Origin of the sequence: Billgrantia zhangzhouensis, assembly GCF_021404465.1 — a bacterium.
Taxonomy (GTDB): Bacteria; Pseudomonadota; Gammaproteobacteria; order Pseudomonadales; family Halomonadaceae; genus Halomonas; species Halomonas zhangzhouensis.
Genome location: NZ_JABFTT010000001.1, coordinates 190,850 through 211,761, shown reverse-complemented (window position 1 = coordinate 211,761; position 20,912 = coordinate 190,850). Strand labels below are relative to the sequence as shown.

The window sequence follows — 20,912 nt, the reverse complement described above, 5'->3', positions numbered from 1 at the left end:
GTCACGTCATACCATGTGGAGGGTCTGTCGGGTCCATCAAAGCTGCTTGAGCAGCTTTTGCAGTTTCTGCAGATCGGCCGAATCGCCGACCAGACGGACCTTGCCCGCCATCATGCCGTCGAGGAAGGCCCGCTGGGTCGGCTTGCGCAGCACGCGAATGGCGCTGGCCGTGTCGGCGAAGCGCAGCTCGAGGTCGAGATCCACCGGCAGTCCCGCTCCGGTCTGGATTGCCTGTGGCGACATTCGGTAGTGCCGCGCGATGGAGAGATCTTCGGTAGCGATCCCCCAATCGAGCCGCCGCGCGTCGGTGAGGGCCTGGCGGAAACCCGGCTTGCGGCGCCGGGCTCGCTTGAGCATCACCCCCAACAGCCACAGCATCAGTCGCAGCTTCATGTCGAGTCCGATTCGAGCGAGGGAATGAGGTATCGCGGCCTGACGGGACAGGCCGCGCCACGAGAGGAACCGCTGACAGGATCAGCGCTTGCCGACGGCGTCCTTGAGCCCCTTGCCCGGCTTGAAGGCAACGGTCTTGCTGGCCGGAATGGCCAGCGGCTGGCCGGTCTGAGGGTTCTTGCCGGTACGTGCGGCGCGCTCGCGCACGGTGAAGGTACCAAACCCGATCAACGAAACGTCCTGCCCCTGAGCCACACTGCCGGTGATCTCGTCAAGAATGACGTTGAGCACCTGGCTGGCCTTGTCTTTCGAAAGTTCAGCGCGCTCGGCAATTGCCGCAGCAAGTTCTGGCTTACGCATAAAGCCCTCCTGGTATTGGCTATGTTCCGGCAACGATACCGGTGACTTGTTATTCATCAAAGGTTCAAGCTCATGCCGCCTGCCACTTCCCTCCGGGAGAGACCGTCCCCTTGCCCGGTTCGTCCCTTGCTCTTGAAGCGCCAAGTAGCATGACATGCGTTCGGCGTACCGGGAAAACCGGCCGGAACGATGACGTCACTAGCCTAGCAATGGCGGCGTCGCTCGCGCCAGCTCAACTTTCCGCTTCACGCACGCTCCTGTCAACGCAAAGCCGAGCAAGCGTTCGTCTACATCCTCGGCAAAGGCAACCAGGTCACCTCCTTCACCCTCGACCCGCCAGCGTGCCGGCGTCTGCAGCGGCGGCAAGGCCACCACCGGCAGCAGGGTGGTCTTCACCAGTACCGGCCAGGCGCCATAGCTCACTTGGGTAGGGCTACCGGCAAGCGTGCGCGCCAATACCTTGGCGCTGGCCTGCAGTGGCTGGACGTACATGGCGTTGACCCCAGCCACGCAGGCCACGTCGCCCAGCGCATGGATGCCGGGTGCCGACGTTCGCAGGTAACGATCGACCTGGATCCCCGTTGGCCCCGCGGCCAGTCCGGCAGCCTGCGCCAGCTCGATTCGGGGACGCAGCCCCGTTGCCACCAGAACCAGGTCGGCCTCGAGCTGGCTGCCGTCGTCTAGCGCCACGCCGACATCGCTGCCGACCCGCTCCAGTCGTTCCACACCGCGCCCCAGACGCAGACTGATGCCGGCCGCGGCGAAGGCTTCGCCCAGCGCCCGCCCCAACGGCTCCGGCAGCAGACGCGGCAGCGGCGCCTGCTCCGGCGCCACCAGGCTGACCCGGTGGCCACCCGCCGCCAGGTCGTTGGCAAACTCGCAACCCACCAGGCCGGCGCCGATGATGACTACCCGGGCTCGCTGGCCGAACGCCTCGAGCGCGGTATGGAAGTCGCGATAGTCATCCAGGTCGTTGATGCTGAACACGCGGCCGCCAAGCGCCTCGGGGATGGTAAATGGCGCGCTCGGGGCGGCACCGGTAGCCAGCACCAGTTCACCGTAGGCCAGACGCTCTTCACCGATGTGCAGACAACGCTCCTGCACGTCGATGGCGTCGACCCGAGTATGGGTACGTACCACCGCACCCAGCTGAGCGGCTACCTCCAACGCCGAGCGTGCCGCCAGCTTCTCGGGGGCCAGGCGCTTGGCGAAACCGGTGGAGAGCAACGGCTTGGAATAATCGTCGCCACTGTCGGCCGTGATCAGCGTCACGGGGCAGTCGGCATCCAGCATGCGCAACTGCTTGAGCAAGCCGATGCCTGCCATCCCGGAACCGATGATAGTGAGAGGTGCGCTCATGGGCCTCCTTGGAAAACGCTGTCCGTACCACGGGCGAAACGCTGCATGACGCACGCAAGTGCGTCAGGACCGCATGTTACACTATGCGCCCCACATTCGACCCGGAGGTGCCGGTGACCCGGAACGACACGGAGCGCCACGCCAAGCCCCCCCGCGCTCCCATCTGGCGCCCCTTGGCCGCAAGCCAACCCGCGATGAGTCCGGCCTGGTGGGCCTGGGTGGCCACGCGGGATTCGCTCACCGCCCGGCTGATCGACGCCGGGGCGGAACGCTCCTTCCGCGTGCGCCTGCTCGCCCAGCGTCTGGGCCAGCCAAGTCTCGATGAAGCCAAGGCCTTGGGCCAGCCCCATGGCCGTCTCGCCTGGCTGCGGGAAGTGGCGTTGTGTCTCGACGAACGCCCCTGGGTGGTGGCGCGCTCGGTAGCGCCACTGGCACAGCTGCGCGGCCAACGCCTCGAGCGGCTGGGCGAGCGTTCGCTGGGCAACTGGCTGTTTCGTCAACCCGACCTGGAGCGTAGCCCCATCGAGGTCACCACCGCTTCGGCCCCCTTCCATCCGCTGGATGGCCCCTGGGGGCGGCGTTCGGTGTTTCGTCACGGCCGTTTCGCGGTACTGGTGCAGGAGTTCTTCCTCGACCAGATGGCGGATGATCTGGCGCTGCCATCGCGTTAGGATGAGCGCGATCGTTTGAGGAGAATACGATGGATCGCTCCCTGATGCGCCCCAAGGGGCTTGCCCGCCTGCCGGACTTCCTGCACCTGATGCGGCTGGATCGCCCCATCGGCACCTGGCTGCTGATGTGGCCCACACTGTGGGCGCTGTGGGTGGCTACCGCCGGGGTTCCCGAACGCCACCTGCTGCTGATCTTCGTCGCTGGGGTCTACCTGATGCGTGCCGCGGGCTGCGTGATCAACGACTACGCCGACCGTCACTTCGACGGCCACGTCAAGCGCACCCGAAACCGGCCTCTGGCGACTGGACGCATCAGCGAGCGCGAAGCCAGGGTCCTGTTCGCCACCCTGGTTGCCTCGGCCTTCGTGCTGGTGCTGTTCACCAACCTGTTCACCATCCTGCTCTCGCTGGTGGGGGTAGCGCTGGCCTTCGTCTACCCATTCATGAAACGCTACACCCACCTGCCGCAGCTGTTCCTCGGCGCCGCCTTCTCCTGGGCGATCCCGATGGCCTTCGGCGCGGTGCTGGGACACGTGCCCCTCGAGGCGTGGCTGCTGTTCGCCGCCAACGTGGCGTGGACGGTGGCCTACGACACCGAGTACGCCATGGTCGACCGCGACGACGACCTCAAGATCGGTATCAAGTCCACCGCCGTGTTGTTGGGCCATGCCGACAAGGTGGCCATCGGAGTGCTGCAGCTGGTCACCCTGGGCCTGCTGGGCTGGATTGGGCTGCGCCTCGAGCTGGGCGTGTTCTTCTGGCTGGGGCTGGCGGGCATGGCCGCGACCTTTCTCTATCAGCAGTTCCTGATTCGCCATCGTGAGCGTGATCGCTGCTTCCAGGCTTTCCTCAACAACCACTGGGCGGGGCTGCTGGTGTTCGCCGGCATCTGCCTTAGCCTGTGGCCCACGGTCGGGATCTAGCCTCGCTATGGCGGCATTGTCATCCAAGTGTCATGATGACGTGGTGAGATCGTCACCGACCCGTCACTGACCGCGAGGCTTCGGGATGACCGCCAAGACCGTACTGATCGTCGATGACGAAGCGCCAATCCGCGAAATGATCGCGGTGGCGCTGGAGATGGCCGATTATCGGGTGCTGGAAGCTGCCAACGCGCAGAGCGCCCACAGCATGATCGTCGACAACCAGCCCGACCTGCTGTTGCTCGACTGGATGATGCCCGGCACCAGCGGCATCGAGCTGGCACGCCGGCTCAAGCGCGAGGAAGCCACCCGCGAACTGCCCATCATCATGCTCACCGCCAAGAGCGAAGAGGACAACAAGATCCAGGGCCTCGAGGCTGGCGCCGACGACTACATCACCAAACCCTTCTCGCCGCGCGAACTGGTGGCCCGGCTCAAGGCGGTACTGCGGCGCACCACGCCCAAGGGAGTCGAGGAGCCGGTGGAGGTGGATGGCCTGGTACTCGACCCGGTCAGCCATCGCGTCAGTGCCGATGGCAAGGCGCTGGAAATGGGACCCACCGAGTACCGTCTGCTGCAGTTCTTCATGACGCACCAGGAGCGTGCCTACACTCGCAGCCAGTTGCTCGACCAGGTATGGGGCGGCAACGTCTATGTCGAGGAGCGCACCGTGGACGTGCATATCCGCCGCCTGCGCAAGGCCTTGGGCGATGCCCACCAGCATCTGGTCCAGACCGTGCGCGGCACCGGCTATCGCTTCTCCAACAAGGTCTGACGTTGCGCCCCTGGAGCCACGAACTCTGGCGCCTCGGCCTGCTCGCCGCCGCCGGCGCCCTATTCGGCTGGCTGCTGGGCGCTCCCGGGCTCGGGCTCGCCGCCGGCCTCACCTTGCGCCTGGCCTATCATCTGCAGCAGCTCCACTCCCTGCGCCGCTGGCTCGCACGCAACCCCCATAGCGAACCGCCCGCGGCCACCGGACTGTGGGGCGAGCTGTTCGACCGGCTATACCGCTACCAGAAGGGCCAGCGGCTTACCCAGCATCGCCTGCAGGCGACCCTGAAGCGCATCCAGGAATCATCCGAAGCGATGCGCGACAGCGTGGTAATGCTCGACCAATACGGCGACCTCGAGTGGTGGAACAGCGCCGCGGAGCGCATGCTGGGACTCAAGGCTGCCCATGACCGCGGCCAACACATCACCAACCTGGTACGCGACCCGCGCTTCGTTGCCTACTTCAACGCCCGCGATTACCGCGAGCCGTTGACGCTCCCCTCGCCGGTGGACGAACGCATGGTGCTACAGTTCCAGATCACGCTCTATGGCGACGACGAGCGCCTGGTGATGGCACGCGACATCACCCGACTGCACCGCCTGGAGGAGATGCGCCGCGATTTCGTCGCCAACGTCTCCCATGAGCTGCGCACGCCATTGACGGTATTGGCCGGCTACCTCGAAACCTACGTCACCTATGCCGAGCAATTGCCGCCACGGCTCGCTCAGGGGCTTTCCCGCATGCAGGAGCAGACGACCCGCATGCAAAACCTGGTCAACGACCTGCTGCTGCTGTCACGCCTGGAGATCGACCGCGGCGGCGAGGACCATTTGCCGCTGGCCATGGCCACGCTGCTGGAAGAAGTACGCCGCGACGCCGAGGCGCTGGCGGCCGGCCGCCAGCAGATTCGCGTGGAGCTCGAGGAGGAGCGCCGCCTGCTAGGCAGCGACAGCGAGATTCACAGCGCGCTGTCCAACCTGGCCTCCAATTCGGTGCGCTACACCCCCGAGGGCAGCCACATCGTGCTGCGCTGGAAATCGCACCCCAAGGGCGCCTGCCTCGAGGTGGAGGACGACGGCGAGGGCATCGACCCGGTGCATATCCCCCGGCTCACCGAGCGCTTCTACCGGGTCGACAAGGGCCGCAGCAGCGAGACCGGCGGCACCGGCCTGGGCCTCGCCATCGTCAAGCACGTGCTGCTGCGCCACGACGCTTACCTGGAAATCGAATCCCACCCCGACCAGGGCGCGCTGTTCCGCTGCGTGTTCCCTGTCGAACGGCTGGTGGCGGCTCAAACCTCGGCCGGGGCTGTGCATCGTTCCGGCTGATCCGGCTGGTTGGCTCAGGTCGGGGCGACGTCACGCTCACCGCGATAGTGGCGGTCCCACATCAGCACGGCGCCAGCGACGGCGCCGGGCAGCAGGAAGAGGTTGGCCAGCGGGATCCAGGTGATCAGCGTCACCCAGCCGCCGAAGGTAAGGGTCTGCCAGGAACGCGAGGCGAGCCGACGACGCATGTCGGCGAAGCTCACCTTGTTATTGTCCATGGGGTAGTCGAGGTAGGTGATGGCCATCATCCAGGCCGAGAACAGTGCCCACAGGAAGGGCGCGGCGACGTTGAGCGCCGGCACCCAGCTGAGGATGAACAGCGCCAGGGCCCGCGGCAGGATGTAGCCGAGCTTGACCAGCTCACGCCCCAGGGCATCCACCGCGGTACGCGCCAGGCCACGATCGTCGAGCGGCGGCCGGCCGGTGGCCTGCACTTCCACCTTGGCCGCCAGGAAGCCATAGAAGGGCGCGGCGATCAGATGGGTCACCAAGGTGAAGGTGAAGAACACGATCAGCACTAGGCTGACCACGAACAGCGGCCAGATCAACCATTCCAGCCAGCCGAGCCAGGCCGGCACCAAGGCCATCCAACTTTCCAGCCAACCCCCGAAGTGGCTGACCACGTAGTAGAGCATGGCCGAGTAGACCGTCAGGTTGACGGCGATCGGGGCGTAGACGTAGCGACGCAGGCCGCGGCCGTAGACCAGCCGCGTCCCGCGGGTCAGTGCCGTGAAGGCATCCAGCATAGGAATCCTCTTCCCATCACTCCTTGCGCGTCAGCGCATCTTCATCGATCTGGTCGGGGTCCATGTGGCGGATATCGAGCCCCTTGACCAGGTAGATGACGTACTCGGCGAGGTTGTCGGCATGATCGCCGACCCGCTCCAGCGCGCGCAAGATCCACATCACGTTGAGTACCGGGCCGATGGCGCGATTGTCCTCCATCATGAAGGTCATCAGCGAGCGCATGGCGCTGCTGTACTCGTCGTCCACCGAGTCGTCCTCGTGCACCACCTGCAGCGCCAGCTCGGTATCGAAGCGCGCGAAGGCCGTCAGCGCATCGCGCAGCATGCGCCGCACGTGCTCGCTGATGTGACGCACCTCGACCAGACCCCTCACGTTGTTGCCGCTGTCGATCAGCGTCAGGGCGTTGCGCGCGATCTTGCTTGCTTCGTCGCCGATCCGCTCCAGGTCGGCGGTGGCACGGATCACCGCCAGCACCAGGCGCAGGTCGGAGGCGGCCGGCTGGCGCCGGGCCAGGACCCGCGTGCACTCATCGTCGATCTTGAGCTGCATGGCGTTGACGTCGCGGTCGCGGTCGCGCACCTTCTCGGCCAGGCGGCTGTCGCTGTCGAGCAGCGCCTGGATCGCCTCCTGGACCTGCTGCTCGACCAGCCCGCCCATGGTCATCAGCTGGGTCTTGAGCGCCTCCAGCTCCTGGTTGAACTGGCGGGAAATGTGTTGGCTATGAGTTTCGCTGGTGATTTCCATCGTACTCTCCTCGGGTCGCGGTAGACGTTCCCGTTCAGGCCATGCGACCGGTGATGTAGTTCTCGGTGCGGCGCAGGCTGGGGTTGGTGAACAGGGTGTCGGTGGGGGCGTACTCCACCAGTTCGCCATCCTGCAGGAAGGCGGTGTAGTCGGAGACTCGCGCCGCCTGCTGCATGTTGTGGGTGACCAGGATCAAGGTCAGCTGCGACTTCAATCCGCGAATCAGTTCCTCGATCTTGAGCGTCGAGATCGGGTCCAGCGCCGAGGCCGGCTCATCGAGCAACAGCACCTCGGGGCGCACCGCCAGTGAGCGGGCGATCACCAGGCGCTGTTGCTGGCCACCGGAAAGCGACCAGGCCGAGGCGCGCAGGCGATCCTTCACTTCCCCCCACAGCGCTGCGGCATCCAACGCCCACTCGACGATATCGTCCATGCGCCGGCGCGTCAGTCCTCCCTCCAGACGCAGACCGAAGGCCACGTTGTCGTAGATCGACATGGGGAAGGGGTTGGGTACCTGGAACACCATGCCGACGCGTCGGCGCAATTCGTCCACGGCCACTTGCGGTGCGTGGATGTCCTCTCCTTCGAGCAGTATCCTGCCCTCGTGACTCACCTCCTCGTTGAGATCGTGCAGGCGGTTGAGTGCACGCAGGAGGGTCGACTTGCCGCAACCCGACGGCCCGATGAACGCCGTGACACGATGCCGGGGGACGCGCAGAGAAATATCGCGCAGCGCCCGCTTGTCGCCATAAGCCAGGCCCAGCCCCTCTATCTGGAAGCAGCTGGCCTCGGGGGCGAAGTCGATGATCGAACCCGTGGCAGACGGCTGAAAGCGCGGCGGCATGGTCATCGGTGGACATTTCCTCATCATGGGCGCGGCTGCACGCCGTGACGCGCGCGGAAATAATGGCGCAGGAATATGGCAGTCAGGTTAAGCACCAGAACCACCAGTACCAGTAATAGCGCAGTGGCATAGACCAGCGGCATGGCCGCCTGCACATCGTTGCCGTGAAAGGCGGTGTCGTAGATGTGATAGCCCAGGTGCATGAACTTGCGCTCAAGATGGAGGAACGGAAACTCACCGTCCACCGGTACCTGGGGGGCCAGCTTGGCCACTCCGACCAGCAACAGCGGCGCTACCTCCCCGGCGGCGCGAGCGATCGCCAGGATCACCCCGGTAAGCATGGCCGGTACCGCCATCGGCAGTACCACCCGGGTCAGGGTCTCCAGCCGCGTGGCACCCAGCGCCAGGGCGCCTTCGCGCTGCTGCACGGGGATCCGCGCCAGCCCCTCCTCGGTGGCCACGATCACCACCGGCAGCGTCAACAGTGCCAGAGTCAGCGAGGCCCATAGCAGCCCTCCGGTGCCGAAGGTGGGCGAAGGCAGGGCATCGTTGAAAAACCACTCGTCCAGCGAGCCGCCAATGCCGTAGACGAACACGCCAAGGCCAAACACGCCATAGACGATCGACGGCACCCCCGCCAGGTTACGCACGGCAATGCGTACCAGGTGGGTCAAGCGGCCCTGATGCGCCACCTCATTGAGGTAGATCGCCGCCAGCACGCCGAAGGGGGTCACCAGCAGCGACATCAGCAGCACCATCAGCACGGTGCCGAAGATGGCCGGCCATACGCCACCGGCTGCGTTCCCATCACGCGGCCCCTCGGCGAGAAAACGCCATACGCCACGCCCCCAGATCCCCAGCTTTTCGACCGTCGACATGGCGTTGGGTCGCCAGGCGCGCAGCACCTCTTCCAGCGGCTGTACCAGGCGCCGCCCGTCGACGTTCTCGAGTAGTGCCACCTCGCCACGCATCGCCTCCTGCAGGACACGCACCCGGTCGTTGGCCTCGGCCAGCGCCTGCCTCGCCTGGGCATCGCTCGGGTCGGCATCCAACCGTCGAATCAGCGGCCTGAGCACCTCCCGACGCAACCGTTCGCGTTCGCCACGCAGCTCCTGTAGCGTCGCCAGGCGTGCCTGCAGTCGCTCCCAGGTCGCCTCCCGTGCCTGCTGCTCCCGCACGCTTTCGGCGTCGCCCAGTGCCACCAGACGACCGATGAACTCTCCGTGCCGGCGTCGCTCCAGCACGATCAGGTCCTGTGGAGTCTCGCTCGCGACGATGTCGTTCACCGGCAGCCAGTGCCATGCTTGGCCATCGAGATCGCGGTTGGCAGTGAAATAGAGCCGCTCACGCCCTGCGCTTTGCTCCAGCGGCAGTTCACGCACCGCCCGTCCGGCCAGCAGCCGGCCATCCGCCATCTCTACCTGCGCTACCATCGCTGGCCAGAAGTGGCCCAGCCCGCGGGTGGCGATGAGCAACAGCAGCCCACCCAGCATCAACAGCGACAATGCCACGCTACCAGCAGCCAGCCAGGCCCAGGGTCCTTCCGAGCGGATTGGGCGACGCTTGGTGCGGGCCACTTTCATGGCGCACCGTCGAGCCAGCGATAACGGCGCCGGAGCCGACTTCTTACCACCTCAGCCAATGTATTGACCAGGAAGGTGAACAGGAACAGCAGCAGGGCCGCCAGTATCAGCAGCAGATAGGCCTCGCTGCCCGGCACCGCTTCGGGCAACTCCACCGCGATGCCTGCCGCCATGGTGCGCATGCCCTCGAAGGGGCTCAGGCTCATCAGGGCGGTATTGCCGCTGGCCATCAGCACGATCATGGTCTCACCCACGGCACGCCCCGTGCCGATCATCATCGCGGCGAAGATCCCGGGAGCCGCGGCCGGCAACACCACCCGCCACAGCGTCTGCCAGCGAGTGGCCCCCAGCGCTTGGGCGCCCTCGCCGAGCCGAGACGGCACGCCGGAGAGCGCATCCTCGGCCAGCGCGTATACGCTCGGCATCACTGCGAAGCCCATGGCCAGTCCCACGATCATGGCGTTGCGCGTGGCATAGTCGAGCCCCAGTTCACGGTCCAGCCAGTTGCGCAGACTGCCGTCGAACAGCAGCGCCTCGAGCCCGGGCGCCAGCGAGAAGGTGGCGAATACCAGCAGCATCAGCCAGGGCACCAGCCACAGGCCGGCACGTGACAGCGAAAAGTGCCGCCGCCAGACCGCAGGCAGCCGGCGCCAGATGGCGGCGGCCAGCAGCACGCCCAAGGGCAGTACGAGCAGCAATGCCAACGAGCCGGCCAGGTGTCGCTCCACCCAGGGCGCCAGCACCAGTCCGGCAACGAAGCCAATCACCACCCCGGGGAGCGCCTCCATCATCTCCAGGGTGGGCTTCATGCGACTGCGCAGCCGTTGCGACATGAACAATGCCGAATGGATCGCGGCGCCCAAGGCCAGGGGAATGGCAAACAGCATCGCCCACAGGGCCGCCTTCAGCGTGCCCCAGGCCATGGGTGTGAGTTCCAGGCGAATGCGCGCCGGGTCGAAGACGCCCCCCAGCAGGGCCGGCAGGACTTCCAGCACCAGAAACACGCCTATGGCGAGCACGGCCACTATCACACCGATGCCTCCAGCCATGATCAGGGCGGTAGCCAGCCGATCGCGCTGCCGACGCCACAGGGACCGAGAGGAGGAAGCGGAAGAGGGCTCTATCATGATTGGCAGCGTATAACGACTCGATGACAGTTGGATGACAGCATCACGGCGGCGAGACGTCCAATCCCAGCCGTTCACGCTGGAACGCCAGGTCCGCCTCCGCCAACGCCACGAAACCCAGTTCGCCGACCGTACGCTGCCCCTCCGGGGAGAGAATGAGCTCGAGCAGCGCGCGCTCCGGCCCCGACAGCACCTGCCCGGGAGGCAAGTTAGCGTACAGGAACAGCGCCCGGCTCAGCGGGTAGGCGCCCTGGCGGACCTGCTCGGCCCCCGGCAGGACCCGGTTGCCTTCGGCATCCTCGAGGGCCAGTGGCTTGACTCCCGGGTTCAGGTGATTGAGACCGGCATAGCCGATCGCCTCGCGGCTCTCCGTAACCGCCGCCACGATGGCTGCCGAACCGGGATGTTCGTTGAGACGCGACAGGTAGTCGCCGCCGCACAGGGCACGTTGGCGGAAGAGTTCGTAGCTGCCCGAGGCGGGGTTACGCCCGTGCAGCTCGATGCGTCCCGTGAGGCCAGCGCCGGCGAGCTGCTCCCAGCGGGCCAGAGCGTTCTCGGCGCCACAGTGACGCGTGCGCGAAAAGATCGCATCGACCTGCTCCAGGCGCAGCGCTTCCAATGCATGGTGACGATGGACGATGATCGCCAACGCGTCCCGGGCCACTTCCACTTCGACCGGGGCATAACCGTGACGCTGCTCGAAGGCACGCCGCTCCTCTTCGCTCATCGGCCGTGACATGGGGCCCAGTCGGGTGGTGCCGGCCACCAGGGCAGGCGGGGCGCTGGACGAGCCGCTGGTTTGCAGCTGTAGGCGAATGCCAGGGTGACGTTCACCGAGCTGCTCTCCCCAGCGCAGCATCAGCCCCGCCATGGTGTCGGAACCCACGATCCCCAGCGTGCCGACCGGCTCGTCCGCTTGGACCGTCAGCGACACCAGTGCCAACAGTGCCGCCAGGCCCGCCACGCGTAGCCTGGCCTGACCAAGCGCTTCACGCAGGAAGACCATGTTGAACTCCTAGATATCGAGGTGATGAAGGGAAATGCCGACAACGTGGCGAACATGGGCCAGACTCAAGGAGGCATCCGTCGAAACAGGCGGAGCTTACAGGAAGACAATGAGCGTTTCGTGAAGACTTGCAATACCGCCTGGGCAAGCGCCGTCGCTTGACGGCATTCACGATGACAGGTTGTCGCAGCTCTGGTGAGGGTAAGCCTTGGCGTATAAGATGGCCCACAGCAGTCGCTGCAATGCAATATCGCCACCACAACAACAAGCCGAGCTTACGACATTCCATGACCGACCTCGACGACGTTCCCGCACCTCAGGGACAACTCACTCTCAAGTTACTGGCCAATCGTCAGGATACCAACCTCTACGGCGACATTCCCGGTGGCTGGCTGGTCCGTCACATGGACCAGGCCGCCGAGCTGGCAGCAGGCCGTGAGGCGCATGGCCGCACCGCCACCGTCGCCATCGAGACCATGGATTTCCTGTGTCCGGTACGCATCGGCTCGATGGTCAACATCTTCACTGCCGTGCGTGAGATCGGCCACAGCTCAATCAAGATCGACGTAGAGGTGTGGATTCGCCAGCCCCACGAGCGCGATACCAGCGAGCTGCACAAGGTCACCGAAGCCCGCTTCGTGATGGTGGCGCTCGACGACAAGGGCCGCATCCGCGCGGTGCATCAGGCCAGTTGACCCGACTCGAATGCAACAGGGGCGCCATGCGGCGCCCCTGTTCGCTTTCACTCGGCGTTTAGACGCCGACGCTTTCCCGGGTCTTGAGGTAGTGGAACTCACCCACGTCGTTGAACGGACGCACCAGGCGCTGGAACGCCATGTAGGACTCGTAGACCTTGGCCGAGTCGGGGTCGCTCTCCACCTGCTGCTGGATGACGCGCTGCGAGGACTCGTAGAGCGCTTCCATGACGTCATCGGGGAAGCTGCGCAACTGCACACCGTGCTCCTCCACCAGGGTGGCCAATGCCTGGGCGTTGCGATAGGCGAACTCGCTGATCATCGCCAGGTTGGAGGCACGCGCTGCCTCGGTCACCACCGCCTTGAGATCGTCGGGCAGTTCGTTCCAGGCATCCAGATTGACGGTACCTTCCAGCACGGCGGAAGGCTCGTTCCACGGCGAGGTGTAGTAGTAGTCGGCGACCTGGTGCAGGCCGAAGGCCATGTCGTTGTAGGGGCCGACCCAGTCGGCAGCGTCGAGCACGCCAGTCTGCATCGAGGTAAAGATCTCGCCGCCCGGCATGTTCACTGTGGTCACGCCGATGCCGTTCATGGCCTCACCGGCCAGGCCCGGCAGGCGCAGCTTGAGGCCCTGCATGTCTTCGAGCGAATTGATCTCCTTCTTGAACCAGCCGGCCATCTGAGCGCCGGTGTTGCCCACGGCGAACGGCTTGAGGTTGTGCTTGCCGTAGACCTCATCCCACAGCTCCTGGCCGCCACCGTGGTAGAGCCAGGCGTTGGTCTCGGTGGTGTTCATGCCGAAGGGCACGGCAGTGAAGAACTGCGAGGCGGCAACCTTGCCGCGCCAGTAGTAGGAGGCGGAGTGGCCCATCTCAGCAGTGCCGGCAGCTACCGCATCGAACACTTCCAGCGGCGGCACCAGCTCGCCGGCACCGTGCACGCGAATACGCATGCGGCCGTTGGAGAGCTGCTCGATACGCTTGGCGAAATCGTTGGCACCGGTACCCAGGGCCGGGAAGTTGGTCGGCCAGGAGGTGACCATGTCCCAGGTGATGGTTTCCTGTGCCTTGGCAGTGGAAACGAAGGGCGCGGCGGCGACACCGACGGCACCCAGGCCGGCGGTTTTAAGGAATTTACGGCGTTGCATGGATGGCATGACTCCGGGGTGGTTATTCTGAGTCGCGTCTAAGGAAACACTGTACAAATGCCTGCGCGAGCGAAGCGCTTCCCTCATCAAACGCGATGTGTCCGCCTGTGAGTATGCTTAATGACCATTTGGGCAGCAAGGCCGCCTTTTGACGTAGACGCCAACGTACCCCCTCACCATTCCTATAGAGGGGTGAGCTTGGCAAACCCAAGCACCAACCACTTGTCACCTTCCCCCTCGAAGCTAACCTGTACCCGGGCGCGGGGTCCCTCGCCCTCGGCGTTGAGGATCACGCCCTCGCCGAAGACCGGGTGCTGCACTCGCTGGCCCAGGCTCAGGCTGGGCAGGTCAGCGCCGCCGTCGACCGAGGTCTGACGCGAGAGCCCCACCGCCGGGCGCGTGGCCGTCACCGGGCGCGAGATCTGGCCGCGCAGGCGCACCTCTTCCAGGTACTCGGCGGGTATCTCGCGCAAAAAGCGCGACGGCCGTTGGAAGGTTTCCTTGCCGTGCAGGCGACGAATTTCCGAATGGGTGAGGTAGAGCTTGCGCATGGCGCGGGTCAGGCCGACGTAGCAGAGGCGGCGCTCCTCCTCCAGGCGACCAGGCTCCTCCAGCGACATCTTGTGCGGAAACAGTCCCTCCTCGACACCAGCGATGAACACTACCGGGAACTCCAGCCCCTTGGCCGAATGCAAGGTCATCAGCTGTACGCTATCTTCGAACTCATCGGCCTCGTGCTCGCCGGCATTGAGCGCCGCCTCGGCGAGGAAGGCCTCCAACGCCACGGCGCCCTCGCCGGCCTCGGGTGGATCGAAGGATTCGCTCTGGGTGAAGGCGCGGGCGGCGTTGATCAGCTCTTCCAGGTTCTCGACCCGGGCCTGCCCCTTCTCGCCCTTCTCGTTGCGATGATGCTCGATCAGCCCGGAGCGCTCGTTCACATGATCGATGATCGCGTGCAGCGACATGCCGGCGGTATCGTTGTCGAGCCCTTCGATGAGGTCGGCAAACGCCTGCAGCGCGGCACCGGCACGACCCTTCAGCGCACCGTCCATGAGGCCGTCGTGCAGCGCTTGCCACAATGACACACCGGCCAGGCGGGCGCGCTCGCGCACTTGCTCCACGGTACGGGTTCCGATACCCCGCGGAGGCACATTGATGATGCGCTCGAGCGAGGCATCGTCGTCGCGGTTGAGCAGTAGGCGCAGATAGGCCAGGGCGTTCTTGATCTCCAGCCGCTCGTAGAAGCGCTGGCCACCGTAGATGCGATACGGCATGCCCTGGCGGATCAGGGTCTCCTCGAGCACCCGCGACTGGGCATTGGAGCGGTAGAGAATGGCCACGTCGCGGCGTCGGTAACCCTCGTCGACCTTCTCCTTGATGGTGTCGACGATGAAGCGCGCCTCGTCCAGATCGTTGAAACCGGCATACACCGAGATCGGCTCGCCGCGGGCACCGGCCGTCCACAGCTCCTTGCCCATGCGATCGGCGTTGTGGCTGATCAGGGCATTGGCGGCATCGAGAATGGCACTGGTAGAGCGGTAATTCTGCTCCAGGCGCACGGTATGGGTGCCCGGAAATTCCTGCTCGAAACGGCGGATGTTTTCGATCCTTGCTCCGCGCCAGCCATAGATCGACTGGTCGTCGTCGCCGACCACGGTCATCGGCGTCTTCATGCCGGTGAGCAGCTTGAGCCAGGCGTATTGCAGGGTGTTGGTATCCTGGAATTCGTCGACCAGCACGTGGGCGAAGCGCTCCTGGTAGTGAGCCAGCAGTGCCGGCGTGTCACGCAGCAGCTCGAGGCTTCTGAGCAGCAGCTCACCGAAGTCGACCAGGCCGCCGCGTTCACAGGTGAGCTGGTAGCGCTCGTAGAGCTCGACCATCTGAGCCATGTAGGCATCGCCATGCACGTCGACCTGATGCGGGCGCAGCCCCTCCTCCTTGCAACCGGAGATGAAGTACTGCACCTGGCGCGGCGGGTAGCGCTCGTCGTCGATCTGGTGATCCTTGAGCAAACGCTTGATCAGGCGCAGTTGGTCGTCGGTATCGATGATCTGAAAATGCTGCGGCAGCCGAGCATCCTGCCAGTGGGTGCGCAGCAGGCGATGAGCGATGGAGTGAAAGGTACCGACCCAGACGTTACGCAGCGACAACCCCAGCAACGCCTCGAGGCGCGTGCGCATCTCGCGCGCCGCCTTGTTGGTGAAGGTCACCGCCAGCACGGCATAGGGCGACAGCCCCTCGGCCTGCATCAGCCAGGCGATGCGATGCACCAGCACCCGGGTCTTGCCCGAGCCGGCCCCGGCCAGCACCAGCATGTTGCCCTGGGGGGCGCTTACCGCCTCGCGCTGGGCCGGGTTCAACTGATCGAGAATCGCCGTGACGTCGTCCATGGAAGGGGTCTGCCGCTGGAAAAATGAGCGCCCAGCTTAGCATATCCGCCCGTCCAATCCTCGACACGAGCAGCGCTACACGGCGGAAGTCATCGTTCGCGGCTGTTCCGCCGGCGCCCCATGACAAACTGCAAACAATCCGTTCTCTATAGGAAAGAACTGATTTATGTCGCGAGCGATGAGAGGCTGGTCGCCGCCGGAGCGCAGCAATAAATCAGCCTTTCCTCAGGGTTTGCCTTCCTGCTCCGGAAATCGTAACGGCGTCAGGCTCCTCTTGACTGCCTTGAGCTGCTCGGCGAGCTTCGGCCCTCGGGTCTTGGCCACGCCCACGGCGAGTACGTCGACCAGCACCAGGTGGGCGATGCGCGAACTCATCGGCGTATAGATCTCGGTGTCCTCATGTACGTCGATGTACAGCGGCAGGGTCACCTCCTCGGCCAGCGGCGAACCGCTGGGACACAGGCCGATCACCGTGGCCCCGGCCTCTCGAGCCAGGCGCACGCTGGCCACCAGGGCACGGGTGCGGCCGGTCTGGGAGATCGCCACCACCACGTCGCCCTCCTTGAGGGTTACTGCCGACATGTTCTGCATGTGGGGGTCGGCATAGGCGGCGGTGGATATCTGCAGGCGGAAGAACTTGTGCTGGGCATCGAAGGCCACCGCACCGGAAGCGCCGAAGCCGTAGAACTCGACCCGGTTGGCCATCGCCAGCGCCTGGATCGCCCGGCTCAGGGCATCGTTGTCGAGGCGGTCGCGCACCGACAGCAGGGTGCCCACAGTGGAGTCGAAGATGCTCTGGGAGAATTCGGCAACGGAGTCATCGTCGTTCATCGAGAACTGGGCGAACTGGCTGCCCGAGGCCAGCATCTGCGCCAGCTTGAGCTTGAAGTCCTGGAAGCCGTTGCAGCCCAGGGCCCGGCAGAAGCGCACCACGGTCGGCTCGCTGACCTTGGCCTCGGTGGCCAGGTCGACGATGCGCATGTGGATGACCTCGTCGGGATTGCGCAGCACGAAGCGCGCCACTTTCTGCTCGGAGCGACGGAAGTGCTCCATGCGGCGTCTCATTTCATCGAACAGGGCGCGGCTCACGCTGGACTCCTTGGTTGACGAATGCGAAGGTCAGTATGCCTGATCCCGACTCGCTTGGGGGAGTTTCCCTGTGCGAACGTGGAATGGCCCACTTCGTCACGAAACTGTCAAGTAGGGTATAGTAAAGATGCTGTGATTTGATCTTGCACTAGGGGAAACGCTGAACAAATCGACGAGCGAGATGAAGTGCAAGGCGCACGGAGCACAGAACCGGAGCATATGCGGTATATGTGAGGATTCCGCGCAACGCAGCAATTCGCTCGCGCAGGCATTTGTGCAGTGTTTCTCTAGAGAAGATAAGGCACAGAAAGAAGAGGGAGAGTCGATCATGAGTAAGGTCGAACGGGTCACTACCGTCAAGAACGAACTTCTCGACATCTTCATGAGCATCAACGTCGCCGAACACGAGAAGCGCTCTCGTAGCGCCGCACAGCGCAACCTGCGCGCCCGGCGCGGCATCGAACTGCATCAGGAGTTCAAGCAGTTGGAGCGCGACATCGCCGTGCTGGCCGACGACGAGAGACACTAGAGGCCGCCCACAGGCGGCCGTTTAAAGAAGGCGCTATCCGGCCCCGACTTCGGGGCCAGGTGGGCTCGTCACTCTAGGTTCGTCACCTGAGTAGCCACACAACAAGTCATCCCAGCAGGGAGTTGACGAACACCAGTATCACCCCCAGCGGCGCCAGGTAGCGTGCCACCAACTGCCACAGCTGTTCGGTGCTCCCACTCAGATTGAGTTCGGCGGCCACGCTGCGACGATCCAGGCACCAGGCGACGAACACGATTGCTCCCAATCCGGTCAGCGGCAGCAGGATCTTGCTGGTGAAGGTATCCAGCAGATCGAACACGTTGAGGCCGAACATCACCGGCTCGGGCCATACGTTGAATGACATCAGCGCGGCAATGCCCAGCAGCCACACCGCCACAGCACTCACCAAGGCGGCCATGACACGTGTCAGCGGCGTACGTTCCTCGACGAATTCCACTACCGGCTCGAGCAGGGAGATGGCAGAGGTCAGTGCAGCAAAGGTCAGCAGCAGGAAGAACATCAGTCCCAGCAGCATGCCGCCGGTCATGTTGCCGAATGCCAGCGGCAGGGTCACGAAGATCAGCCCCGGCCCTTCACCCGCACTCAGGCCGTTGGCAAAGACGATGGGGAAGATCGCCAGGCCGGCCAGCAGGGCGATGGTGGTGTCGAGGATGATCACCGTACGCGCGGTGCCCAGCAGGTTGACGTCCTCGCCCAGGTAGGAGCCGTAAGCCATCATGATGCCCATGCCCAGCGACAGGGTGAAGAAAGCCTGGCCCATGGCGGCAAGCACGACACCACCCGTCAGAGCACTCCAGTCGGGACGGAACATGAAGGCGAGCGCCTCACCGAAGTGACCGGTGGTCATGCCGTAGCCCACCAGCACCACCAGCAATACCACCAGCGCCGGCATCATGGTGCGAACTGCACCTTCCAGGCCCTTGGTCACGCCACGCGCCACGATCCACACCACCAGGGCCATGAACGCTGTATGCCACAACAGCAGCAGTCCTGGACTGCCCAGCAAGCCCGTGAAGATAGCGCCGACCCCGTCGGCATCCTGCCCGGTGAAGGTACCGGTGACCGAATTCAGGGTATAGGAGAGCGACCAGCCGCCGATCACGCTGTAGAAGGAGAGAATCAGGAACGCCGCCAGCACCCCGCTGACCCCGATCAGTGCCCAGGCCTTCGGCTGTCCGTTGGCCTTGGCCAACTCCGCCATGGCATTGATGGGGTTCTTCTGGCCACGCCGGCCGATCAGCCATTCGGCTACCAGAATGGGAAGGCCGACCACTGCCACGCAGGCCAGGTAGACGAGTACGAAGGCGGCACCGCCACTGTCGCCCACCATATAGGAAAAACGCCAGATATTGCCCAGCCCCACGGCCGAACCGGCGGCCGCAAGCACGAAGGTCATCTTCGATGACCATTGCGCATGAACAAGTTTAGACATGGTTCACCTGTTGTTGTGTATCCGGTTATTGATATGTCTCAAGCGCAAAAACACAGAATATAGGTTCGTCTTTGGCTCGAATGTCGGCAAATCTATCCGATCATACGCTCGAAGGCCAGCAACTGGAGTGCTTCGTGCTCTGCAAAAGCTGTATTAGAAAAGCTGGGACTGGTATTCGCCGGCAAATTCATTCAGCGGCGGCAAGCCGAGTTCGTCGGCAAGTACCTGATGGATCCGCTTAGCCAGCTGAGGGGCGTAGCGATTGTTGGCGGTATGCACAAACAAGAAAGGGGTTTTCCCCTGTTTTATCCACAGCTTGAGCTGCTTCACCCAAGGTTGGAAATAATCCAGGTTGATGGACTCATCCAAGTGCCCGATGAAGCGAATCAGCGGCTGCTCGCCCGTGGAAAGCACGTGTAATGGGCATCTTGGCTTTTCGTTTTGAGCGTGTGCAAGGGCTGGGCTGCCCGTGGCCGAGGTCGAAAACAGCGCGCGAACATCGAGCATCACGCGGTTTGCACCATGAGTTATCAACAGGCGGTTCAGCGCCACTTCGGCCGTACCCTTGTGGAAAAACTCAGGGTGGCGCACCTCAACCGCACAGGCGACCCCCTGCGGCCAGCGTGCCAACAACGCCTCGAGCCGTGGCAGCTCGACAAGACCGAAATTGCGCGGCAACTGAACCAGCAGGGGGCCCAACCGATCGTGCAACGGGGCAAGCGAATCGATGAAGGCATCAAAGTCTGCTTCAACGCTCTGGAGGCGCCGCTCGTGGGTCAGCGACGCCGGTAGCTTGAAACAGAAGCGGAAGTTTGGCGGCGCCAACCGCGCCCAGGCAGCAACCGTCTCGGGCCTGGGCGCACCACTGTAGAAGGTCGTGTTGCCTTCCACGGCAGAGAAGACTTGGGCGTAGTCGGCCAGCCAGCTTTCCTGGCCTCCGTATGGTGGATACAGGGAGCCACACCACTCGGAGTTGGCCCACATGGGCAAACCCAGATACAGTCTGGACATCCTTGTCATTCTCCTGTAACAAAAATCATCGGAAACGCCGCTTGGCGAGTGGCAGCATGAGCCTCCCGCTTGAATGCACGAGGAAACGGCGCCCCAACGCGCCCAGGACACATGGAAAACACGCTGAATCTTGCCCTGTTCGCCTGGCTGAACGCCGCCCCCGACAGCGATCCTCGCGTGCTGTGGATGGCCGAGCTGCTGGCCGTGTACCTGATCTGGATGGTGCCGGCCCTGCTGGTCGTCGGCTGGCTACGGGGGAGCGAGCGCTTGAAACGCCCTCTGCTGGAGGCGTTCGTCGCCACCCTGCTCGCCCTGGCGGCAAGCTGGATGGTTGGCCACCTCTGGCCCAGCCCGCGCCCCTTCATGGTCCCGGTCGGCCAGACGTTCCTGGAGCACGCCCCGACTCCCGCATTCCCCAGCAACCACGCAACGATCATGCTGACCATGGCCTTCAGCCTGCTACTGCATGCCGGTACGCGGCGTATCGGTCGCTACCTGTTGCTGCTGGCGATCCCGGTGGCCTGGGCCCGGGTCTTCCTTGGCGTGCATTTCCCCCAGGACATGTTCGGCGCCCTGCTGCTGGCCGCCGTCATGGCCTCGCTGGTCGGCGCCAGCCGCACCTGGCTGGTCCTGCCGTTCTATCATCACGTCGCCATGCGGCTCTATCGCCTGCTGTTCGCTCCGTTGATCCGCCGCGGCTGGGTGGAGCGCTAAGCGCCCACCCAGCATCAATGGCAGCTG

Annotated in this window: 21 protein-coding genes; 7 read left to right on the top strand and 14 right to left on the bottom strand. The window is 64.5% G+C overall.

The features are described 5' to 3' along the window. Positions 1-36: 36 nt before the first annotated feature. From HOP51_RS00990 to HOP51_RS00980, 3 genes are all read right to left on the bottom strand, one after another. Positions 37-393 (bottom strand): hypothetical protein, encoded by a 357-nt coding sequence (locus HOP51_RS00990; protein ID WP_234272074.1) that lies wholly within the window; start codon positions 391-393, stop codon positions 37-39. Between the two features lie 81 nt (positions 394-474). Continuing rightward, positions 475-753, bottom strand: coding sequence for an HU family DNA-binding protein (locus tag HOP51_RS00985; RefSeq protein ID WP_159555549.1), 279 nt, complete (start codon positions 751-753; stop codon positions 475-477). A gap of 198 nt (positions 754-951) precedes the next feature. Continuing rightward, complete coding sequence (locus HOP51_RS00980; protein ID WP_234272073.1) at positions 952-2,112, bottom strand: FAD-dependent oxidoreductase; 1,161 nt, start codon at positions 2,110-2,112, stop codon at positions 952-954. Between the two features lie 113 nt (positions 2,113-2,225). On the opposite strand from HOP51_RS00980, the gene HOP51_RS00975 reads away from it, so the two are divergent. The 4 genes from HOP51_RS00975 (at position 2,226) to phoR (ending at position 5,806) form a co-directional block, all read left to right on the top strand. Next, a complete protein-coding gene (locus HOP51_RS00975) occupies positions 2,226-2,783 on the top strand; it encodes a chorismate--pyruvate lyase family protein (RefSeq protein WP_234272072.1) in 558 nt (185 codons plus the stop codon). 29 nt (positions 2,784-2,812) lie between these two features. Beyond that, complete coding sequence (ubiA, locus tag HOP51_RS00970; RefSeq protein ID WP_234272071.1) at positions 2,813-3,706, top strand: 4-hydroxybenzoate octaprenyltransferase; 894 nt, start codon at positions 2,813-2,815, stop codon at positions 3,704-3,706. An 85-nt stretch (positions 3,707-3,791) separates the two neighbouring features. Continuing rightward, positions 3,792-4,481, top strand: coding sequence for a phosphate regulon transcriptional regulator PhoB (phoB, locus tag HOP51_RS00965; protein WP_159555555.1), 690 nt, complete (start codon positions 3,792-3,794; stop codon positions 4,479-4,481). 2 nt (positions 4,482-4,483) lie between these two features. Continuing rightward, complete coding sequence (gene phoR, locus HOP51_RS00960) at positions 4,484-5,806, top strand: phosphate regulon sensor histidine kinase PhoR (RefSeq protein ID WP_234272070.1); 1,323 nt, start codon at positions 4,484-4,486, stop codon at positions 5,804-5,806. Positions 5,807-5,820: 14 nt separating this feature from the next. Here phoR and cysZ read toward each other — a convergent pair whose 3' ends face one another. The 6 genes from cysZ to HOP51_RS00930 are packed head-to-tail and all read right to left on the bottom strand — an operon-like array spanning position 5,821 to position 11,857. Continuing rightward, positions 5,821-6,552 carry a sulfate transporter CysZ gene (gene cysZ, locus HOP51_RS00955; protein WP_234272069.1) on the bottom strand — a complete coding sequence of 244 codons (732 nt, stop codon included), beginning with the start codon at positions 6,550-6,552 and terminating at the stop codon, positions 5,821-5,823. A gap of 16 nt (positions 6,553-6,568) precedes the next feature. Continuing rightward, the gene (gene phoU, locus HOP51_RS00950; RefSeq protein WP_234272068.1) at positions 6,569-7,297 is read right to left on the bottom strand and encodes a phosphate signaling complex protein PhoU; all 729 of its coding nucleotides are present in this window, start codon (positions 7,295-7,297) and stop codon (positions 6,569-6,571) included. 34 nt (positions 7,298-7,331) lie between these two features. Further along, on the bottom strand, positions 7,332-8,147 hold the full coding sequence (gene pstB, locus HOP51_RS00945) for a phosphate ABC transporter ATP-binding protein PstB (protein ID WP_234272067.1): 816 nt from the start codon (positions 8,145-8,147) through the stop codon (positions 7,332-7,334). Positions 8,148-8,164: 17 nt separating this feature from the next. After that, entirely contained in the window at positions 8,165-9,724 is a 1,560-nt protein-coding gene (pstA, locus tag HOP51_RS00940; RefSeq protein WP_234272066.1) for a phosphate ABC transporter permease PstA, read from the bottom strand. Further along, entirely contained in the window at positions 9,721-10,851 is a 1,131-nt protein-coding gene (locus tag HOP51_RS00935; RefSeq protein ID WP_234272065.1) for an ABC transporter permease subunit, read from the bottom strand. The genes pstA and HOP51_RS00935 overlap by 4 nt, the downstream gene beginning before the upstream one ends. Before the next feature lie 43 nt (positions 10,852-10,894). Beyond that, positions 10,895-11,857, bottom strand: a complete 963-nt coding sequence (locus HOP51_RS00930; protein WP_234272064.1) for a phosphate ABC transporter substrate-binding protein — start codon at positions 11,855-11,857, stop codon at positions 10,895-10,897. Between the two features lie 287 nt (positions 11,858-12,144). On the opposite strand from HOP51_RS00930, the gene HOP51_RS00925 reads away from it, so the two are divergent. Beyond that, the gene (locus tag HOP51_RS00925; RefSeq protein WP_234272063.1) at positions 12,145-12,552 is read left to right on the top strand and encodes an acyl-CoA thioesterase; all 408 of its coding nucleotides are present in this window, start codon (positions 12,145-12,147) and stop codon (positions 12,550-12,552) included. Positions 12,553-12,610: 58 nt separating this feature from the next. On the opposite strand, the gene HOP51_RS00920 is transcribed toward HOP51_RS00925, so the two are convergent. The 3 genes from HOP51_RS00920 to hexR form a co-directional block, all read right to left on the bottom strand. Continuing rightward, positions 12,611-13,699 (bottom strand): TRAP transporter substrate-binding protein, encoded by a 1,089-nt coding sequence (locus tag HOP51_RS00920; protein WP_234272062.1) that lies wholly within the window; start codon positions 13,697-13,699, stop codon positions 12,611-12,613. 182 nt (positions 13,700-13,881) lie between these two features. Then, positions 13,882-16,089 (bottom strand): DNA helicase II, encoded by a 2,208-nt coding sequence (gene uvrD / locus HOP51_RS00915; RefSeq protein WP_234272061.1) that lies wholly within the window; start codon positions 16,087-16,089, stop codon positions 13,882-13,884. 225 nt (positions 16,090-16,314) lie between these two features. After that, on the bottom strand, positions 16,315-17,178 hold the full coding sequence (hexR, locus tag HOP51_RS00910; protein WP_234272060.1) for a transcriptional regulator HexR: 864 nt from the start codon (positions 17,176-17,178) through the stop codon (positions 16,315-16,317). 328 nt (positions 17,179-17,506) lie between these two features. Here hexR and HOP51_RS00905 point away from each other — a divergent pair, with 328 nt between their 5' ends. After that, entirely contained in the window at positions 17,507-17,707 is a 201-nt protein-coding gene (locus tag HOP51_RS00905; protein WP_234272059.1) for a PA3496 family putative envelope integrity protein, read from the top strand. 106 nt (positions 17,708-17,813) lie between these two features. On the opposite strand, the gene HOP51_RS00900 is transcribed toward HOP51_RS00905, so the two are convergent. Next, positions 17,814-19,160, bottom strand: a complete 1,347-nt coding sequence (locus HOP51_RS00900) for a sodium-dependent transporter (protein WP_234272058.1) — start codon at positions 19,158-19,160, stop codon at positions 17,814-17,816. A 153-nt stretch (positions 19,161-19,313) separates the two neighbouring features. Then, positions 19,314-20,180, bottom strand: a complete 867-nt coding sequence (locus HOP51_RS00895; RefSeq protein WP_234272057.1) for a DUF72 domain-containing protein — start codon at positions 20,178-20,180, stop codon at positions 19,314-19,316. Between the two features lie 102 nt (positions 20,181-20,282). Here HOP51_RS00895 and HOP51_RS00890 point away from each other — a divergent pair, with 102 nt between their 5' ends. Then, complete coding sequence (locus HOP51_RS00890) at positions 20,283-20,885, top strand: phosphatase PAP2 family protein (RefSeq protein WP_234272056.1); 603 nt, start codon at positions 20,283-20,285, stop codon at positions 20,883-20,885. Positions 20,886-20,912: the final 27 nt, after the last annotated feature.

Coding starts and splice junctions, on each gene's coding strand:
- HOP51_RS00990 (WP_234272074.1), bottom strand. CDS start 393: ATGAAGCTGCGACTGATGCTGTGGCTGTTGGGGGTGATGCTCAAGCGA.
- HOP51_RS00985 (WP_159555549.1), bottom strand. CDS start 753: ATGCGTAAGCCAGAACTTGCTGCGGCAATTGCCGAGCGCGCTGAACTT.
- HOP51_RS00980 (WP_234272073.1), bottom strand. CDS start 2,112: ATGAGCGCACCTCTCACTATCATCGGTTCCGGGATGGCAGGCATCGGC.
- ubiA (WP_234272071.1), top strand. CDS start 2,813: ATGGATCGCTCCCTGATGCGCCCCAAGGGGCTTGCCCGCCTGCCGGAC.
- phoB (WP_159555555.1), top strand. CDS start 3,792: ATGACCGCCAAGACCGTACTGATCGTCGATGACGAAGCGCCAATCCGC.
- cysZ (WP_234272069.1), bottom strand. CDS start 6,552: ATGCTGGATGCCTTCACGGCACTGACCCGCGGGACGCGGCTGGTCTAC.
- phoU (WP_234272068.1), bottom strand. CDS start 7,297: ATGGAAATCACCAGCGAAACTCATAGCCAACACATTTCCCGCCAGTTC.
- pstB (WP_234272067.1), bottom strand. CDS start 8,147: ATGACCATGCCGCCGCGCTTTCAGCCGTCTGCCACGGGTTCGATCATC.
- pstA (WP_234272066.1), bottom strand. CDS start 9,724: ATGAAAGTGGCCCGCACCAAGCGTCGCCCAATCCGCTCGGAAGGACCC.
- HOP51_RS00935 (WP_234272065.1), bottom strand. CDS start 10,851: ATGATAGAGCCCTCTTCCGCTTCCTCCTCTCGGTCCCTGTGGCGTCGG.
- HOP51_RS00930 (WP_234272064.1), bottom strand. CDS start 11,857: ATGGTCTTCCTGCGTGAAGCGCTTGGTCAGGCCAGGCTACGCGTGGCG.
- HOP51_RS00925 (WP_234272063.1), top strand. CDS start 12,145: ATGACCGACCTCGACGACGTTCCCGCACCTCAGGGACAACTCACTCTC.
- HOP51_RS00920 (WP_234272062.1), bottom strand. CDS start 13,699: ATGCAACGCCGTAAATTCCTTAAAACCGCCGGCCTGGGTGCCGTCGGT.
- uvrD (WP_234272061.1), bottom strand. CDS start 16,089: ATGGACGACGTCACGGCGATTCTCGATCAGTTGAACCCGGCCCAGCGC.
- HOP51_RS00905 (WP_234272059.1), top strand. CDS start 17,507: ATGAGTAAGGTCGAACGGGTCACTACCGTCAAGAACGAACTTCTCGAC.
- HOP51_RS00900 (WP_234272058.1), bottom strand. CDS start 19,160: ATGTCTAAACTTGTTCATGCGCAATGGTCATCGAAGATGACCTTCGTG.
- HOP51_RS00895 (WP_234272057.1), bottom strand. CDS start 20,180: ATGACAAGGATGTCCAGACTGTATCTGGGTTTGCCCATGTGGGCCAAC.
- HOP51_RS00890 (WP_234272056.1), top strand. CDS start 20,283: ATGGAAAACACGCTGAATCTTGCCCTGTTCGCCTGGCTGAACGCCGCC.